This window comes from Thauera sp. WH-1 (assembly GCF_047806685.1).
In the GTDB taxonomy this organism is placed as follows: Bacteria; Pseudomonadota; Gammaproteobacteria; order Burkholderiales; family Rhodocyclaceae; genus Thauera.
Genome location: NZ_JBLQGP010000007.1, coordinates 1 through 17,808 on the forward strand (window position 1 = coordinate 1; position 17,808 = coordinate 17,808).

16 protein-coding genes are annotated in these 17,808 nt (G+C 68.9%); 13 read left to right on the forward strand and 3 right to left on the reverse strand.

What is annotated here, in order from left to right; translation table 11 throughout:
- Positions 1-450 precede the first annotated feature (450 nt).
- The 3 genes from ACMV5O_RS08765 (at position 451) to serB (ending at position 2,991) form a co-directional block, all read left to right on the forward strand.
- Positions 451-972, forward strand: a complete 522-nt coding sequence (locus ACMV5O_RS08765; RefSeq protein WP_416163102.1) for a CIA30 family protein — start codon at positions 451-453, stop codon at positions 970-972.
- A gap of 100 nt (positions 973-1,072) precedes the next feature.
- Positions 1,073-2,152 carry a 3-deoxy-7-phosphoheptulonate synthase gene (locus ACMV5O_RS08770; protein ID WP_416163103.1) on the forward strand — a complete coding sequence of 360 codons (1,080 nt, stop codon included), beginning with the start codon at positions 1,073-1,075 and terminating at the stop codon, positions 2,150-2,152.
- Positions 2,149-2,991, forward strand: coding sequence for a phosphoserine phosphatase SerB (gene serB / locus ACMV5O_RS08775; protein WP_416163104.1), 843 nt, complete (start codon positions 2,149-2,151; stop codon positions 2,989-2,991). Before ACMV5O_RS08770 ends, serB begins: the two co-directional genes overlap by 4 nt.
- Before the next feature lie 12 nt (positions 2,992-3,003).
- On the opposite strand, the gene ACMV5O_RS08780 is transcribed toward serB, so the two are convergent.
- Positions 3,004-3,714, reverse strand: coding sequence for an ABC transporter ATP-binding protein (locus tag ACMV5O_RS08780; protein WP_324538241.1), 711 nt, complete (start codon positions 3,712-3,714; stop codon positions 3,004-3,006).
- On the opposite strand from ACMV5O_RS08780, the gene ACMV5O_RS08785 reads away from it, so the two are divergent.
- Positions 3,698-4,339: an arylesterase gene (locus tag ACMV5O_RS08785; protein WP_416163105.1), complete on the forward strand. Its 642-nt coding sequence runs from the start codon at positions 3,698-3,700 to the stop codon at positions 4,337-4,339. The genes ACMV5O_RS08780 and ACMV5O_RS08785 overlap by 17 nt on opposite strands.
- 37 nt (positions 4,340-4,376) lie before the next feature.
- On the opposite strand, the gene selD is transcribed toward ACMV5O_RS08785, so the two are convergent.
- Complete coding sequence (gene selD, locus ACMV5O_RS08790; protein ID WP_416163106.1) at positions 4,377-5,417, reverse strand: selenide, water dikinase SelD; 1,041 nt, start codon at positions 5,415-5,417, stop codon at positions 4,377-4,379.
- Between the two features lie 56 nt (positions 5,418-5,473).
- Here selD and mnmH point away from each other — a divergent pair, with 56 nt between their 5' ends.
- Positions 5,474-6,520, forward strand: coding sequence for a tRNA 2-selenouridine(34) synthase MnmH (gene mnmH, locus ACMV5O_RS08795; protein WP_416163107.1), 1,047 nt, complete (start codon positions 5,474-5,476; stop codon positions 6,518-6,520).
- Between the two features lie 11 nt (positions 6,521-6,531).
- Here mnmH and ACMV5O_RS08800 read toward each other — a convergent pair whose 3' ends face one another.
- The gene (locus ACMV5O_RS08800) at positions 6,532-7,098 is read right to left on the reverse strand and encodes a class I SAM-dependent methyltransferase (RefSeq protein ID WP_416163108.1); all 567 of its coding nucleotides are present in this window, start codon (positions 7,096-7,098) and stop codon (positions 6,532-6,534) included.
- Between the two features lie 359 nt (positions 7,099-7,457).
- Here ACMV5O_RS08800 and ACMV5O_RS08805 point away from each other — a divergent pair, with 359 nt between their 5' ends.
- The 8 genes from ACMV5O_RS08805 to minD all read left to right on the forward strand — a co-directional run bounded on the left by ACMV5O_RS08805 (position 7,458) and on the right by minD (position 17,807).
- The gene (locus ACMV5O_RS08805) at positions 7,458-8,543 is read left to right on the forward strand and encodes a sensor histidine kinase (RefSeq protein WP_416163109.1); all 1,086 of its coding nucleotides are present in this window, start codon (positions 7,458-7,460) and stop codon (positions 8,541-8,543) included.
- A 171-nt stretch (positions 8,544-8,714) separates the two neighbouring features.
- On the forward strand, positions 8,715-11,402 hold the full coding sequence (locus ACMV5O_RS08810) for a GNAT family N-acetyltransferase (RefSeq protein ID WP_416163110.1): 2,688 nt from the start codon (positions 8,715-8,717) through the stop codon (positions 11,400-11,402).
- Between the two features lie 4 nt (positions 11,403-11,406).
- Positions 11,407-12,255 carry a D-hexose-6-phosphate mutarotase gene (locus ACMV5O_RS08815; RefSeq protein WP_416163111.1) on the forward strand — a complete coding sequence of 283 codons (849 nt, stop codon included), beginning with the start codon at positions 11,407-11,409 and terminating at the stop codon, positions 12,253-12,255.
- A 108-nt stretch (positions 12,256-12,363) separates the two neighbouring features.
- Positions 12,364-14,736 carry a Tex family protein gene (locus ACMV5O_RS08820; protein WP_416163112.1) on the forward strand — a complete coding sequence of 791 codons (2,373 nt, stop codon included), beginning with the start codon at positions 12,364-12,366 and terminating at the stop codon, positions 14,734-14,736.
- 13 nt (positions 14,737-14,749) lie between these two features.
- The gene (locus ACMV5O_RS08825; protein ID WP_416163113.1) at positions 14,750-15,106 is read left to right on the forward strand and encodes an ArsC family reductase; all 357 of its coding nucleotides are present in this window, start codon (positions 14,750-14,752) and stop codon (positions 15,104-15,106) included.
- A 131-nt stretch (positions 15,107-15,237) separates the two neighbouring features.
- On the forward strand, positions 15,238-16,113 hold the full coding sequence (locus ACMV5O_RS08830) for an Hsp33 family molecular chaperone HslO (RefSeq protein WP_416163114.1): 876 nt from the start codon (positions 15,238-15,240) through the stop codon (positions 16,111-16,113).
- An 80-nt stretch (positions 16,114-16,193) separates the two neighbouring features.
- Positions 16,194-16,964: a septum site-determining protein MinC gene (gene minC / locus ACMV5O_RS08835; RefSeq protein ID WP_324538129.1), complete on the forward strand. Its 771-nt coding sequence runs from the start codon at positions 16,194-16,196 to the stop codon at positions 16,962-16,964.
- A 27-nt stretch (positions 16,965-16,991) separates the two neighbouring features.
- A complete protein-coding gene (gene minD, locus ACMV5O_RS08840; protein WP_349769688.1) occupies positions 16,992-17,807 on the forward strand; it encodes a septum site-determining protein MinD in 816 nt (271 codons plus the stop codon).
- Position 17,808 lies beyond the last annotated feature (1 nt).

The following is a 17,808-nucleotide window of genomic DNA, read 5'->3' on the forward strand; positions in this document are numbered from 1 at the left end:
CGCTCGCGACATCCTGCAGAAGGTCATCCGCGCAAACAGCCGCTTAAGTTCCAAACAAAATGCAGCACTACACTAGGCACCACGGGCATTGTCGAATGCCGGCTCCGCCTCCGCTTCATAGCTCGAATGGCGTCGGGTGCTACCGTAGTTCCGCAAGAGCGAAACCTGCCGTTCAGGCCTGCTGGGGGCTAAACGACGGCAGCATAGCTGATTGCAGCCATTCGGCCTGAGGGGGCCGAACGACCGCTTCGGCCGAGGTCACGACGGCCAACTCGCAGAAGTGACCGACCGCTTGACGATCAGCAAGCCGCCTCCAAGCGCCTGCCTCATGTCGCACAGCACCGTGTAGGCGTAGCCTGAAGCCATGTGGCGCCGATCGCCCCGCGTGAGTATGTCGACTCGACACCTCCGCTGCCACCGGCCGCTCCCCCGCCATCAGGACTACGCCCCATGATCACGCTCATCGACTTCTCCGACCCCGCCGAGCTCGTCCACTGGACGCCCGTCGATGATGTGGTGATGGGCGGCAAGTCCCGCAGTCGGCTGGCCTTCGACCCGACAGGCCATGCCCTCTTTTCGGGCTGCGTCTCTTTCGAGAACAACGGGGGCTTTGCCTCAGTGCGTCGCGCGCCCGACACGCTGGGCAGGGATCACGTGCTCGCCTACTTGCTCGAGGTCTGCGGGGACGGCAAGGCCTACAAGCTCAATCTACGCACCGACGACGGCTTCGATGGCGTCAACTACCAGTGCCGATTTCATCCACCTGCCGAGCGGTGGACGGTCTGCCGGCTGGCCTGCGCCGACTTCCTGCCGACCTGGCGCGGCCGCGTGATGGCCGACGCGCCGGCACTCGATCCCGCCCGCGTGCGGCAGGCCGGCCTGCTGATTGCGGACCGGCAGGCGGGCCCCTTCGCCCTTGCGATCCGCGCGATCGGTATCGAAACGGCGGACCCACCGCCGAGCGCCGTCTAGCCGCCCTGCCCTGTGCGGCCGCCACCAAATCCGCCACGACAGCGCCGAGCGTGGGCGTTACAATTGCGAGCTTCCCAGGCCGCAACCGGAGCCCCCAGCAATGCCGCTCACCCAGACCGAAAACCTCAACGTCCTCGCCTTCGACCACATGCCCTCGCCCGAGGAGATCAAGGCGCGCGTGCCGCTGACCGAGCGCGCGGCGGCTTCGGTGGTCGCGGGCCGCAAGGCGGTCATGAACATCCTCGACCGCAAGGACCCGCGCGTGTTCGTGGTGGTCGGGCCGTGCTCGATCCACGATCCGGTGGCCGGGCTGGACTATGCGCGCCGCCTGAAGGCGCTGGCCGACGAGGTCTCCGACACGATGCTGCTGGTGATGCGCGTCTATTTCGAGAAGCCGCGCACCTCGACCGGCTGGAAGGGTTTCATCAACGACCCGTTCATGGACGATTCCTTCCGCATCGACGTCGGCATGGAGCGCGCGCGCAAGTTCCTGCTCGACGTGTGCGAGATCGGCCTGCCCACCGCCACCGAGGCGCTCGACCCGATCGCGCCGCAGTATTACGGCGACCTCATTTCCTGGACCGCGATCGGCGCGCGCACCTCCGAGTCGCAGACCCACCGCGAGATGGCCTCGGGCCTGTCCACGCCGGTCGGCTTCAAGAACGCCACTGACGGCGACCTCGAGGTGGCGATCAACGCCATCATCTCGGCGGCCAGCCCGCACAGCTTCCTCGGCATCAACAGCCAGGGCCAGTCGGCGATCACGCGTACCCGTGGCAACCGCTACGGCCATGTCGTGCTGCGCGGCGGCGGCGGTCGTCCCAACTACGACACCGTGTCGGTCTCGCTGGCCGAACAGGCACTGACCAAGGCCAAGCTGCCCAACAACGTCGTGGTCGACTGCTCGCACGCCAACTCGTGGAAGAAGCCCGAGTACCAGCCGCTGGTCATGAAGGACGTGATGCACCAGATCCGCGAAGGCAACCAGTCGATCGTCGGCCTGATGATCGAAAGCAACATCGAAGCCGGCAACCAGCCGATTCCGGACGATCTGTCGCAGCTCAAGTACGGCTGCTCGGTCACCGACGCCTGCGTCGGCTGGGACACCACCGAGGACATGATCCGCAAGTCCGCGGCGCTGCTGCGTGAGGTACTGCCGCGGGCGGAGCGGCGCGCATGAACCTGGTCGTGCTGGCCAGCGACGTCGACAGCATCGCGCTCAAGAACGTCGCCAAGCTCACCGAGGCGCGCGAGATCGAGCAGATCACGCCGCGCTCGTTCCGGCTCGTGGGCGCCAAGCCGCACGAGGCCCTGGTCGCCACCTGCAATGCCGGCGGGCTCGACCATGTGTGGCTGCCCGAAGGGCGCAAGCTGACGGACTTCGGCCTGTTCGTCACCGACATGGACTCGACCCTGATCAACATCGAGTGCATCGACGAGATCGCCGACATGCAGGGCCTCAAGCGCGAGGTGGCGGCGATTACCGAGGCGGCGATGCAGGGCGAGATCGATTTCCGCGAATCGCTGACGCGTCGCGTCGCCCTGCTCGCCGGCCTGGACGAGAGCGCGCTGGCCGAGGTCTTCGATCACCGCCTGCAACTGAACCCCGGCGCCGAGCGCCTGCTGCAGGGCCTGCAGCGCGCCGGCATCCGCAGCATGCTGGTGTCGGGCGGCTTCACCTATTTCACTGAGCGGCTGAAGACTCGCCTGGGCTTCGACTACGCCTGGGCCAACGAGCTGGAAGTGGTCGACGGCAAGCTCACCGGCAAGGTGATCGGCGACATCGTCGACGGCGAGGGCAAGGCGGCGCACCTTGAGCGCGCACGCGACGAGCTCGGCCTCAAGGCGGAGCAGGTCATCGCCGCTGGCGACGGTGCCAACGACATCCCGATGCTGCGTGCCGCCGGGTTCGGCGTCGCCTTTCATGCCAAGCCGGTGCTGCGCGACGTGGCGCACTGCTGCCTCGATCACTGCGGCCTGGACGGTATCCTCGACATCTTCGGTCCCGCGTCGGCCTGAGGGCCGGCGTGCTCAGGCCCGCAGCGGCTCGCTCAGGCGGCCGGCCTGCATGCGCAGCACCCGCCCGCAGCGGCGGGCAAGCGATTCGTCATGCGTGACCAGGATCAGGGTCGTGCCGGCCTCGCGGTTGAGGCTGAACATCAGCTCGATGATCGCCTGGCCGGTTTCCGCATCCAGGTTGCCGGTCGGCTCGTCCGCCAGCAGCAGGCGCGGATTGGGGGCGAAGGCGCGCGCCAGCGCCACGCGCTGCTGCTCTCCGCCCGACAGGTGCTTGGGGTAGTGGCGCAGCCGGCTGCCCAGTCCGACGCGCTGCAGCCACTGCGTCGCCACCGCCTTTTCGTCGGCCACGCCGGCCAGCTCCAGCGGCAGCATCACGTTCTCGAGTGCGGTGAGCGCCGGCAGCAACTGGAAGGACTGGAACACAAAGCCGATCGACTCGCCGCGCAGTGCCGCGCGCGCGTCCTCGTCGAGGGCAAACAGATCGGTGCCCTGCAGCCGCACCGTGCCGCGCGCGGGAACATCCAGCCCGGCGAGCAATCCCAGCAGCGTCGATTTTCCCGAGCCGGATGCGCCGACGATGGCCACCGACTCCCCCGCCCCCACCGCAAAACTCACGTCCTGCAGAATGTGCAGATCGCCCTGGCCGTCGGCCAGCCGCACCTGTTTGGACAGGCCATCGACCTCGATGACCGGACTGGAGATCTCTATGCCGCTACGATCCATCGCTACCTTCTTCGTCATGTTGTTGTTCGCCGGCATGGCACACGCCGCGTCGACCATCCTGGTCTGGGGCGACAGCCTGTCGGCCGGCTACGGCCTCAAGCCCGGCGAGGACTGGCCCACCCTGTTGCAGACGCGCCTGCAGCACAAAGGGTTCCAGCACGAGGTCATCAACGGCAGCGTGTCGGGTGAAACCTCGTCCGGTGGGCGCACCCGCCTGCCCGCCGCGCTCGAGCGCCACCGGCCCGACATCCTGATCCTCGAGCTCGGCGCCAACGACGGCCTGCGCGGCCTGCGTCCGCAGCTGATGGCCGACAACCTGAAGGCGATGATCACCGAGGCCCAGGCCGCGGGCGCCCGCGTGCTGCTGGTCGGCATGCAGATGCCGCCGAACTACGGCGCGGCCTATACGCGTCGCTTTGCCCAGACCTTCGCGGACCTCGCCGAGGACACGGGGGTAGCGCTGGTGCCCTTCCTGCTGGAGGGCTTCGCCGACCAACCCGAGCTGTTCCTGCCCGACGGCATCCACCCCAGCGCCGAGGCACAGCCCCTGGTGCTGGACACGGTGTGGAAGGGTCTGGCGCCGCTGTTGACTCAGACGCAGCGCGCGCAGGCCCGCAAGGAGTAACAGCGATGGACCGTGCGCGGCTCAGGGCGCGGGGCGCTCAAGCGACCTGCACCCGCGCCGGCCCCGCCACCATCGTCCCGACCACGCTGCCGGCCTCGCCCTGCTCGGCACGAATGGCGGCCTGAACGGCCTCCACCGCCTCCGGCGCGCAGGCGATCAGCAGCCCGCCCGAGGTCTGCGGATCGGTCAGCAGCTTGCGTTGCCACTCCGGCGCCCCGTCCGCAAGCGCGATGCTGTCGCCGTAGCTCGCCCAGTTGCGCGCCGATGCCCCGGTGGCGGTGCCGTCGCGCACCAGGGCCAGCGCCTCGGTGATCACCGGCAGGGTGTCGAAGTCCAGCGTGGCGCCCAGCTTCGCGCCGCGGCACATCTCGAGCAGGTGGCCGGCGAGGCCAAAGCCGGTGACGTCGGTCACCGCGTGCACCCCGTCGATGTCGGCCAGGCGCGCCCCGGCGCGGTTGAGCGTCGTCGTCCAGCGCAGCATCTGCGCATAGCCATCGTCCGACAGCAGGCCCTTCTTCAGCCCTGCCGACAGGATGCCGATGCCGAGCGGCTTCGACAGGATCAGCACGTCGCCGGCCTGCGCGCCGGCATTGGTGCGCACCCGCGCCGGGTCGACCACGCCCACGCCGACCAGGCCGTAGATCGGCTCGAGCACGTCGATCGAATGCCCGCCCGCAATCGGGATGCCCGCCTCGCGGCAGACTTCGGCGCCGCCCTGCAGGATCTCGCCGATCACCTCGCGCGGCAGCTTGTCGAGCGGCATGCCGACCACCGCAAGGGCGAACAGCGGCGTGGCGCCCATGGCATAGACGTCGGACAACGCATTGGTCGCCGCGATGCGGCCAAAGTCACGCGGGTCATCGACGATGGGGGTGAAGAAATCGGTGGTGGCGACGATCGCCTGGCGGTCGTTGAGGCGGTAGACGGCCGCGTCGTCGGCCGTGTCGGTGCCGACCAGCAGGTCGGCCGGGACCAGGCCGGCGGGCATCGCGGCAAGCAGTTCGGACAGCACGCCGGGCGCGATTTTGCAGCCGCATCCGCCGCCGTGGGAGAATTGGGTCAGTTTGATTTCATTCATCTTGTGTAAGGAGTGGCGGCAGGCCGGCGCAGGCGTCGGATGAGGCCGCATTGACCATGCAGAAAGGCGTCGCGACCGTAGCACAGCTGTCCGGGTTTGACGAGATCATCGATGCGCGCACGCCAGCGGAGTTCGCCGAGGACCACCTGCCGGGCGCGATCAACCTGCCGGTGCTCGACAACGCCCAGCGCGTCATCGTCGGCACGATCTACAAGCAGCAATCCGCCTTCGACGCGCGGCGGATCGGCGCTGCGATGGTCGCGGCCAACATCGCCCACCATCTGGGCACCGCCCTGCGCGACAAACCGCGGACCTGGCGGCCGCTGATCTATTGCTGGCGCGGCGGCCAGCGCAGCGGCTCGTTCACCACCTGGCTGCGCATGGTGGGCTGGGATGCCTGCCAGCTCGAAGGCGGCTACAAGGCTTTCCGCCACCACGTCATCGCCCGCATCGAGCACATCACGCCGACGCTGGACCTGCGCGTGGTGTGCGGCCCGACCGGCAGCGCCAAGACGCGCGTGCTCGAGGCGCTCGCCGAGCTGGGCGCACAGACGCTCGACCTGGAAGCGCTCGCCGCCCACAAGGGCTCGGTGCTCGGCGCCCTGCCCGACCGCCCCCAACCCGCGCAGAAGCACTTCGAGACAATGCTGAACGCACGACTCGAGGCGCTCGACCCGACGCGCCCGGTGTACGTCGAGGCCGAAAGCCGCAAGATCGGCCTGGTCTTCGTGCCCGAACCGCTGATCATGCGCATGCGCGCCGCACCCTGCGTGATGATCGACGCCACGCGCGAGGCCCGCCTCGAGTTCCTGATTCGCGACTACGCCTATCTGGGCGACGACGTCGCCGGCTTGCAGCGCAACCTGCTGCGACTGCGGGAGCTGCAGAGCAAGGAGACCCTGGCGCGCTGGCACGCGCTCGCCGCCGCCGGCGCCCTGCCGGCGCTGTTCGGCGAGCTCATCGACCTGCACTACGACCCACTCTATCGCCGCTCGCAGGACGGCAACTACGCCGGCTACGCCAAGGCCCCGCGCCTGCACACGGACGATCTCGGCCCCAACGGCGTGCGCGAGCTGGCGCGGCGCATCATCGCCCTCGGCTGATCCGCTCGGCCTCAGGGCTGGCGTGGCGCGGGCAGGCGCGGGGCGGCCTGCCCCTTTACCGCGCACACACGCTGCAGCACGGCGGGGCGGGCGCCCTGCACTTCGCCCTGCTCGAAGGCGATCAGGGTCCAGTCGCCGCGCAGCCGCTCGAGCAGCTCGTTGGGCTGCAGCAGGAAGTCCGGGCGCGACGGCTTGCCGAAGCGCTCGTTGCCGGTCATGAAGGTCTCGTAGATCAGCACGCCGCCCGGCGCGAGCAGCGCCAGCATGTCGTCGAAGCGCGGCCGATAGAGGTAGTTGGTCACCACCAGGCCATCGTAGCTGCGACCGCCCAGGGGCCAGTGCTCGTCTTCGAGATCAAGGGCCAGCGTGCTCACGCCGGCGACACCCTGCAGCGCCTGCAAGGCCGCGGGGTCGCGGTCGACCGCCTCGACGCGCCAGCCCTGCGCCGCCAGCCAGCGCGCATGGCGACCGCTGCCGCAGGCGTAGTCGAGCACCGACCCGCCAGCGGCAATGAGCGAGGCAAAGCGCAGCACCCAGTTCGAGGCTGCGGGGAGGGGGGCATGCGGGGTAAGAGTCATGGGGCGAAGGCTCGGCAGAATGGATGGGACGCAAGGGCAGCAGGCGACGAAGACAAGGCGGTACGCCCTGCGGCACGGAGGAATGCAGCACCGTGTCAGTCGTCGATCGCCGTGGCTGCCGATTCTATGCGGGCGCACGCAGCTTGCGGACCGCGGCGCGCGAACTGTGCTATACAGGAGGTCGTTTCGTCCGGCCCGGCCGGCGAACACCTCCCGCCCAACACGTCATTGCCACCGTGACCGCTCGACCGCCATCCAGCGATTCGAACCCGAGGGAGTCCACCGAGCGCCCATCGCCGGCCGCGCCCTCCGCGACCACACGTCTGCTTGCAGCGCAGGGTGACCCGTTTTGCCTCGAGATGCTGCACTCGGTCCAGGAGGTGCTGTTCCGCACCGGCGACGACGGTCACCTGAGCTTTCTCAACGACTACTGGCATGTGCTGTCGGGCTTCAACGTCGCGCAGAGCCTGAACCGTCCGCTGACCGACTTCCTGCACCCGGACGATCGCGCCCGCGCCCAAGCCGCCTTCGATCAGCTGCTCGCCGGGGCGCAGCGCGAGTGGGCGGACGAGCTGCGCCTGCGGACCCTGGGCGGCGAGATCCGCTGGGTCGGCGTAAGCGGCCGCCTGGTGAGCGCGACGGACACCGCACCAGCCTGGATCGCCGGCACCATCGACGACATCTCTTCACGCAAGATCGCCGAGCTGACGCTGCGCAACCTCAACCAGGAGCTCGAGGCGCGGGTGCGCGCACGCACGGCCGAGCTGGAAGCGGCCAACCGCGAACTCGAAGCCTTTTCCTATTCCGTGTCGCACGACCTGCGTGCGCCCTTGCGCGCGATCGACGGCTTCTCGCGCATTCTGGCCGACGAGACCGGCGCGCTGCTCGACGACCGCCAGCGCGAGCACCTCGGCCGCATCCGCAAGGCGGCCGAGCGCATGGCCATCCTCATCGACGCACTGATCGGCCTCGCCACCCTCACCCGCCAGGCGCTGCAGCGCGAGACGGTGGACCTGTCGCAACTGGCCGAATCGGTGATCCGCGATCTGCACGCCGAGGACCCGACGCGCAGCGTCGAAGTCGTGATCACCCGTGGGCTCAGCGTCAATGCCGATCCTGCCTTGATGCACGTGCTGCTCGACAACCTGCTGCGCAATGCCTGGAAGTTCTGTGCCGCGGCGGCCGCGCCGCGCATCGCCTTCCGCGCCGAACGCGAGGGCAGCCGCACCGTGTTCTGCGTCGAAGACAACGGCGCAGGGTTCGACATGCGCTACGCGGAACGCCTGTTCGAGCCCTTCACCCGCCTTCATGCCAGCGAGGATTACCCGGGGACGGGGATCGGGCTGGCGACGGTCAAGCGCATCGTCACCCGCCACGAGGGGCGCATCTGGGTCGACGCCCGCCCGGGCGAAGGCGCGCGCTTTCATTTCACCCTCGGCCATTGAGTGGAACCTGTCTAAGATGCTGCGCAAGCATGACATAGTGCGCAAAATGCAACAGCGTGCCGGAGGCGGTATTGTGCACCGCAGTATAATCGAGCAAAGCCACAGGCTGACGCGCGCCGCCGCGCCCTGTCCCTCGCGCATCCGAATTCAACCCACTTGCGGGTCTCAATCATGAAAGAGAAGCACTATCTGTCACCGCTGATCGAGCCGCGCTCGGTCGGCATCATCGGCGCCAGCGAGCGCGAGGCGTCGCTCGGCAACGTGCTGTTGCGCAACATGCTCGACGCGGGCTACAAGGGCAAGCTGTTCGCGATCAACCCCAAGCACGACCAGGTGCACGGCATCACCTGCTACAAGTCGGTGGAAGAGGTGCCGCAGCGCCTCGACCTGGTCGTGATCGCGGTGCGTGCCGAGAAGGCACCGGCGATCGTCGAGAGTTGCGGTCGCGCCGGCGTCAAGGCCGCCATCCTGCTGTCGGCCGGTTTCTCCGAGGCCGGCCCGCGCGGCGCGCTGCTCGAGCGCCAGGTGATCGACGCTGCCCACCGCCACAAGATCCGTCTGCTCGGCCCGAACTGCCTCGGCGTCATGCGCCCGCAGCTCGGCGTCAACGCCACCTTCGCCCACGCCACCGCGCTCAAGGGCAGCATCGGCCTGATCTCACAGTCGGGCGCGCTGTGCGCGGCCATCCTCGACTGGGCCAAGCCGAACAACGTCGGCTTCTCGGCCGTGGTGTCGCTGGGTTCGTCGTCGGACATCGACTTTGGCGAAGTGCTCGAATACATGATCTCGGACCCGCGCACCGAGAGCATCTTCCTCTACGTCGAGGGCATCCGCGACGCCCGCCGCTTCATGAGCGCGCTGCGCGGCGCGGCGCGCGTCAAGCCGGTGCTGCTGATCAAGGCCGGTCGCCATCCCGAGGCCTCGCGCGCCATCCTGTCGCACACCAGCGCGCCGATGGGCGACGACGCCATCTTCGACGCCGCGCTGCGTCGTGCCGGCGTGATCCGCCTCTACAACATGGGCCAGCTGTTCGCCGCGGCCAATGCGCTGTTCTCGCATTTCCGCCCGCGCGGCAACCGCCTGGCGATCATCACCAACGGCGGCGGGCCGGGCGTGATGGCGGCCGACCGCGCCTCGGACATCGGCATTCCCCTGTCCGAGTTCTCCGAAGGCACGATGGAGAAGCTCAACGCCGCGCTGCCTGCCGGCTGGTCGCGCGGCAACCCGGTCGATATCCTCGGCGACGCCGACCCCGAGCGCTACGGCAAGGCCTTGAAGGCCGTGCTCGAAGGCCCCAATGTCGATGGCGTGTTGGTGATGCTGACGCCGCAGGCGATGAGCAACCCGACCGGCGTCGCCGAGGCGGTGATCGAGCTCGAGAAGACCGCCGACAAGCCGGTCGTGACCTGCTGGATGGGCGAGGAACTGGTCGGCGAGGCACGGCGCAAGTTCAGCGTCGCCGGCATCCCGCATTTCCGTACGCCCGAGCCCGCGGTCGAGCTCTTCAGCCACATCTCGGCCTACTACCAGAACCAGAAGCTGCTGATGCAGACGCCGTCCTCGCTGTCGCACCTGCCCGCGCCGTCGATCGAAAGCGCGCGCCTGGTGATCGAGATGGCCTTGTCCGAGCGGCGCAAGAAGCTCAACGAGATGGAATCGAAGGCGCTCCTGGCAGCCTTCCGCATTCCCATCGCGCAGACGGTGGTGGCACGCTCGGCCGCCGAGGCGATGGTGCTGGCGGCCGAGATCGGCCTGCCGATCGTGATGAAGATCGACTCGCCCAGCATCGCCCACAAGTCGGACGTCGGCGGCGTGCGCCTGAACATCCGCAGCCTGGCCGCGGTGCGCTCGACCTACCAGGAGATCCTCGACGAGGTGAAGCGGGTCAAGCCCGACGCCTCGATCAACGGCATCGCCATCGAGCCGATGATCCAGAAGCGAAATGGCCGCGAGCTGGTCGTCGGCGTCAAGCGCGACCCGGTGTTCGGCCCCGCGATCACCTTCGGCGAGGGCGGCAACCTGGTCGAGGCCAACCGCGACATCGCCGTGGCGCTGCCGCCGCTCAACAGCTTCCTGGTGCGCGACATGATCCGTTCGACGCGCATCGCCTCGCGCCTGGGCGAGTTCCGCAACATGCCCGCGGTGGACATGAACGCGCTCGAGCTCATCCTGCTGCGCGTGTCGGAAATGGTGTGCGAGCTGCCGTGGATCACCGAGATGGAGATCAACCCGCTGATCGTCGATGAGCACGGCGCGGTCGCGGTCGACGCCAGCATCATCGTCGACAACGTCTCGCCGACGGCCGATCGCTATGACCACATGGCGATCCACCCCTACCCCTCGCACCTGATCAGCACCTGGGTCGTGCCCGACGGCACCGTCGTCACCATCCGCCCGATCAAGCCCGAGGACGCCGAGCTCGAGATCGACTTCGTGCGCAGGCTGTCGGCCGAGACCAAGTACTACCGCTTCATGAACACGATGCGCGAGCTGCCGCCGGCGATGGTCGCGCGCCTGACCCAGATCGACTACGACCGCGAGATGGCCTTCGTCGCCACGCTCGACGTCGACGGCGTCGAGCAGGAGATCGGCGTGTGCCGCTACGCGGTGAACCCGGACGGTGAGTCCTGCGAGTTTGCCGTGGTGGTGGCCGACGACTGGCAGCACCGCGGCCTGGCGCGCAAGCTGATGGGCGTACTGATCGAGACCGCGCGCAGCCGCGGCATCGGCTACATGAATGGCGTCTTCCTCGCCAACAACGAGCGCATGCTCAAGTTCGTGCAGCGCCTCGGCTTCGTGCTCAGCAACGACCCGGAAGACAGCTCGGTGAAGCTCGGCGTGCTGCCGCTGCAGGACTGAGGCGATGACCTCCGCGATCGAGCGCATCGACTTTCACGGCCTGCCCGCCCTGCGGCTGCAGACGGCGACGGGTGCGCAGGCGGTGGTGAGCCTGTTCGGCGCCCAGGTGCTGTCGTGGACGCCGCCGGGCGGCGGTGAGCGACTCTACCTGAGCCCCACAGCGGTGCTGGACGCGAGCGCGCCGATTCGTGGCGGGGTGCCGGTGTGCTTTCCGCAGTTCGCCGATCAGGGCAGCCTGCCCAAGCACGGCTTTGCGCGCACGGCGACGTGGACGGTGGAGACCGAGCGCAGCAGCAAGGAGTACGCCCTGGTCACGCTCGGCCTTGCCGACTCGGACGCCACGCGCACGCGGTGGCCCCACGCCTTCCATGCCGAGCTCAGCATCCTGATCGAGGACAGCCGCCTCGAGCTCGAGCTGGAGGTCGAGAACACCGGCAGCGCCGCACTGGAATTCACCGCTGCGCTGCACAGCTACCTTGCCGTGCGCGAGGTCGAGGAGTCGCGCCTCGAAGGCCTGCACGGCTATCACTACAGCGACAAGACCGATGCCGACCGGGTCAAGCGCGACAGCGGCGACGTGCTGCTGGTCGAAGCCGAGACCGACCGCATCTATCGCGACGTCAAGCGTCCGCTGCTGCTGCGCGAATACGACCGCAGCCTGGGCATCAACGCCGACGGCTTTACCGACGTCGTGGTGTGGAACCCCTGGCTCGAGCGCAGCGCCGCGCTGCCCGATCTGCCTGCCGACGGCTTTCGCCACATGCTGTGCGTCGAGGCCGCGGCGGCGCACGCGCCGGTTCGACTGGCCGCGGGCGAGACCTGGTGGGGTCGCCAGACCCTGGTCGCGCTGTAGCCTGCCCGCGCGCCGTCCCGACCTGGCGATCGGGACGCAGCCCTTGCCCCCTGCGGACGCTTGCTGCACCATCCCGCCCTTCGTTTCAGCCAACGCCCTCGCCCGCCCATGCTCCCCCCGATCGAACACCGCATCGCCGATGAACTCGGCGTCTCGCCGCGCCAGGTCATCGCTGCCGTCCAGCTGCTCGATGACGGCGCCACCGTGCCCTTCATCGCCCGCTACCGCAAGGAGGTCACCGGCGGGCTGGACGACACCCAGTTGCGCACCCTGGAAGAACGCCTGGGCTACCTGCGCGAACTCGAGGACCGCCGCGCCACCGTGCTCGCCTCGATCGACGAACAGGGCAAGCTGACCGCCGAGCTGCGCGCCGAGATCGAACACGCCGACACCAAGCAGCGCCTGGAAGACCTCTACCTGCCCTTCAAGCCCAAGCGCCGCACCAAGGCGCAGATCGCGCGCGAGGCCGGCATCGGCCCGCTGGCCGAGGCGCTGCTCGCCGATCCGACGCTGGAGCCGGAGACCGAGGCGGCAAAGTACCTCAATGCCGACGCGGGCTTTGCCGACACCAAGGCGGTGCTCGATGGCGCACGCCAGATCCTGATGGAGCATTTCGCCGAGGACGCCACGCTGCTGGGCGAACTGCGTGCCTACCTGCACGAACACGGCCAGGTGCACTCGGCCGTGATCGAGGGCAAGGAGGCCGAAGGCGCCAAGTTCCGCGACTGGTTCGACTTCGCCGAGCCGATCGCCACCATGCCTTCGCACCGCGCGCTGGCGCTGCTGCGCGGGCGCAACGAGGGCGTGCTGCGCCTGACGCTGGAAGTCGAGCGCCCCGACCCGGACGCTCCTCACCCCTGCGAGGGCCGCATCGCGGTGCGCTTCGGCATCCACAACCAGGGCCGCCCGGCCGACCGCTGGCTGGCCGAGACCGCCCGCTGGGCCTGGAGCGTGAAGATCTCGATCCACCTCGAGCTCGAGCTGATGGGCGAGCTGCGCGAGCGCGCCGAGGAAGAGGCGATCCGTGTCTTCGCGCGCAACCTCAAGGACCTCTTGCTCGCCGCCCCCGCCGGCACGCGCGCCACCATCGGCCTCGATCCGGGCATCCGCACCGGCGTCAAGGTGGCGGTGGTCGACGCCACCGGCAAGCTGGTCGACACCGCCACCGTGTACCCCTTCGAGCCGCGCCGCGACCGGGAATCCTCGATCGCCACCATCGCCGCGCTGGCGAAGAAGCACGACGCCGAGCTGATCGCGATCGGCAACGGCACCGCCTCGCGCGAAACCGACGCGCTGGTGGCCGAGCTGATCAAGCGCCATCCCGAGCTGCATCTGACCAAGGTCATGGTGTCGGAGGCCGGCGCCTCGGTGTATTCGGCGTCCGAGCTGGCGGCAAGGGAGTTCCCTGACGTCGACGTCAGCCTGCGCGGCGCGGTGTCGATCGCCCGCCGCCTGCAGGACCCGCTCGCCGAGCTGGTCAAGATCGACCCCAAGTCGATCGGCGTCGGCCAGTACCAGCACGACGTCAACCAGGGCCGCCTGGCGAAGAGCCTGGACGCGGTGGTGGAAGACTGCGTGAACGCGGTCGGGGTGGATGTGAACACCGCCTCGGCGCCGCTGCTGGCGCGCATCTCGGGCCTGAACGCCACCCTCGCCGGCAACATCGTCGACTACCGCAACACCAAGGGCCCCTTCCGCAGCCGCAGCGCGCTCAAGGACGTGCCCCGCCTCGGCCCCAAGACCTTCGAGCAGGCGGCGGGCTTCCTGCGCATCCCCAGCGGCGACAATCCGCTCGACGCCTCCTCGGTGCACCCGGAGGCCTATCCGGTGGTCGAGCGCATCCTCGCCAGGGTGCACAAGAGCGTGCGCGAGCTGATGGGCAACGGCAGCTTCCTCAAGAGCCTGAAGCCGGCGGAATTCACCGACGAGCGCTTCGGCCTGCCCACCGTGCAGGACATCCTCGCCGAGCTCGAGAAGCCCGGCCGCGACCCGCGCCCCGAGTTTCGCACCGCCAGCTTTCGCGAAGGGGTGGAGACGCTCAAGGACCTGCAGCCGGGCATGCTGCTCGAGGGCGTCGTCACCAACGTCACCAACTTCGGCGCCTTCGTCGACATCGGCGTGCATCAGGACGGCCTCGTGCATATCTCGGCCTTGTCCAGCACCTTCGTCAAGGACCCGCACAGCGTGGTCAAGGCTGGCCAGGTGGTGAAGGTGAAGGTGCTTGAAGTCGACATTGCGCGCCACCGCATCGCCCTGACGATGCGCCTCGGCGACGAGGCCGCACCCCGCCGTGGCGAACCCGCCCGCCAGGACGCGCGCGACGCACGCGGCGGCGCGCGCCCGGACAACCGCCGCCCAGCGCCAGCCGGCCGCGACGCGCAGCGCCCGAAGCCGGCTGGTGGTCGCACGCAGACCGACCGTCAGCCGGCCGCCGGCGGCGCGCTGGCCGATGCCTTCGCCCGCGCCCGCGGCACAAAGTAGGAGTCCTGCCCCGATGCGCCCCGTTATCCATGGCATCAAGAACTGCGACACCATGAAGAAGACCTTCGCCTGGTGCGAAGGCGCCGGCCTCGCCTATCTCTTCCACGACTACAAGAAGGCGGGCATCGACGCGGCGACCCTGCAGCGCTGGTGCGAGCGCCTCGGCGGCTGGGAGGCGTTGGTGAATCGGCGCGGCACGACCTGGCGCAAGCTCTCGCCCGAGCAGCAGGCGATCACCGACACGACCGCCGCGATCGCGCTGATGCAGGCCCAGCCCAGCCTCATCCGTCGCCCGGTGATCGAGTTCGCGGACGGCGAGCTCCTCGTCGGCTTCGACCCCGAGGCCCTCGACCGGAAGACCCTGGCCTGACACCTGCCCGACCGCCCGGTGGGCACCGCGCTTACAGCCGGCGCCCACTCCACCCGGCGCCCACTCCACCCGGCCCCCACTCCACCCGGCCCCCACTCGACACGGACCGCACTCCACCCGGACCCCACTCCATGAGCGACTCCCTCCCCCCCAGCTACGTCCAGCGCTTCCTGCTTGAAGACCTGGACATCCGCGGCGCCGTCGTGCGCCTGACCGATGTCTGGCAGGCGATGCAGCAGGGCCGTTCCTACGCCCCCGCCGTCGCCCGCCTGCTGGGCGAGATGAGCGCCGTGTCCGCGGTCATTGCCGGCAACCTGAAGCAGCCCGGGCGCCTGACCTTCCAGATCAGCGGCCATGGTCCGGTGAGCCTGCTCGTGGTCGACTGCGCCGAGACGCTCAACCTGCGCGGCTACGCCAAGGCCGACGCCATTCCCGCCGCCGCCGCGGCCGGCGGCGAACTCGGGGCGCTGGTCGGCGATGGCAGGCTGCAGCTCTCGCTCGACATTCCCGGGCTGGACCAGCCCTATCAGAGCCTGGTCCCGCTCGAGGGCACGAGCATCGCCGCCACCTTCGAGCACTACCTCGCGCAGTCCGAGCAACAACCCGCCGGCCTGTGGCTGGCCTGCAGCGCAGACGCCGCGGTCGCCCTCTTCGTGCAGAAGCTGCCCGGCGCCGACGCGAGGGATGCCGATGGCTGGTCGCGGATACAGCAGCTCGCCCAAACCGTGCGCGACGACGAACTGCTCGGCCTGGACGCGCAGGAGATCCTGCGCCGCCTGTTCGCCGAGGAGAACGTGCGCCTGTTCGATGCCAGACCGGTCACGCACGATTGGCCTGCCGATCCCGAGAAGGTCGCCAGCATGCTGCGCGCGCTTGGCGAGGACGAGATCCGCGCCCTGCTCGCCGAGCACGGCGAGGTCGTGGTGCACGATGATCTGTCGAACCACACCTACTGCCTCGATGCGGCCGACGTCGACGCCCTCTTCCGTCCGCCCACGCTGCACTGATCGGGCGCACGGGGGCGGGTCTGCTTGCCCGAACGCGTGGCCATCAGTACACTCCTCGAGTTTTGAAGCCCTCACCGTCCATGCCAGCCTCTGCGCCTGCCCGCCCGATCGAATTCCGCAGTACGACGCTGGGGGCCACCGTTGCCGTGCTGCAGGCGGCCGAGCCCAATGTGCTCGCCGACGCCCTGCACAAGATGCTCGGCGGCATGCCTGACTTCTTCAACGGCGAGGCGGTCATCCTTGATTTCGCGGCGCTGCGCGACACCCCCGAGCGCATCGACTGGGCGGGGCTGCAATCCCTGCTGAGGCGCTACCGCCTGCAGCCGATCGGCGTCTGCCGCCTGCCCGAGGCCTTCCACGCCGGCGCGCGCCAGGCTGGGTTGGCACTGCTCGACGGCGCCATGCTCGGCGATCGTCCCGCCGCTGCAGATACCCCGAAGCCCGTCCCGGCAGCCCCCGCACCGGCAGCAGCGCCAGTCGCGCCGCCGCCCGCAGCCGCCACGGTGGCGCCGACGATGTTCGTGGACCGTCCCTTGCGTTCCGGTCAGCAGGTCTATGCGCGCGGTGCCGACCTGGTTTTGCTCGGCGGCGTCAGCCCGGGTGCCGAAGTCATCGCCGACGGCAGCATCCACTGCTACGGCCCGCTGCGCGGCCGGGCCATCGCCGGCGCGCAGGGCGACCACAGCGCCCGCATCCTTGCCAGCAACTTCGGCCCCGAACTGGTCTCCATCGCCGGCGTGTTCCGCACCTTCGAACGCGGCATACCCGAGACGCTTGCCGCCCGACCCACCATGGTTCGACTGAGCGGCACAGAACACACACTCAACATCGAAGCGCTCAAGCTCGACTGAGCCAGCGCACTGCATCAACAAGGGGATATCGTGAGAGTCATCGTTGTAACGTCAGGCAAGGGCGGCGTCGGCAAGACCACCACCAGTGCAGCCTTTGCGTCCGGGCTCGCCCTGCGCGGCTTCAAGACCGCCGTGATCGACTTCGACGTCGGCCTGCGCAACCTGGACCTCATCATGGGCTGCGAGCGGCGCGTGGTGTATGACCTTGTGAACGTGGTCAACGGCGAGGCGCGCCTGAACCAGGCGCTGATCAAGGACAGGCACTGCGAGAATCTTTTCATCCTTCCCGCCTCGCAGACGCGCGACAAGGACGCGCTGACCGAGGAAGGTGTCGAGAAGGTGTTGGGCGAGCTCGAGCACATGGCCTTCGACTACGTGGTAGCCGACTCCCCGGCCGGCATCGAGCGCGGTGCGGTGATGGCCCTGACCTTTGCCGACGAGGCCATCGTCACCACCAACCCCGAGGTGTCCTCGGTGCGCGACTCCGACCGCATCCTGGGCATCCTGCAGTCCAAGTCGAAGCGCGCGCGCGACGGCGGCGAGCCGGTGAAGGAGCACCTGCTCATCACCCGCTACTCGCCCAAGCGCGTCGAGGACGGCGAGATGCTGTCCTACAAGGACGTGCAGGAGCTGCTGCGCGTGCCGCTGATCGGTGTCATCCCGGAGTCCGAGTCCGTACTCCATGCCTCCAACCAGGGCACGCCTGCGATTCATCTCAAGGGTACCGACGTCGCCGAAGCCTATTCCGACGTCGTCGGCCGTTTCCTGGGCGAGGATCGCCCCCTTCGCTTTGTCAATTACGAAAAGCCGGGGCTGATGAAGCGTCTGTTCGGAGGCAAGTGAC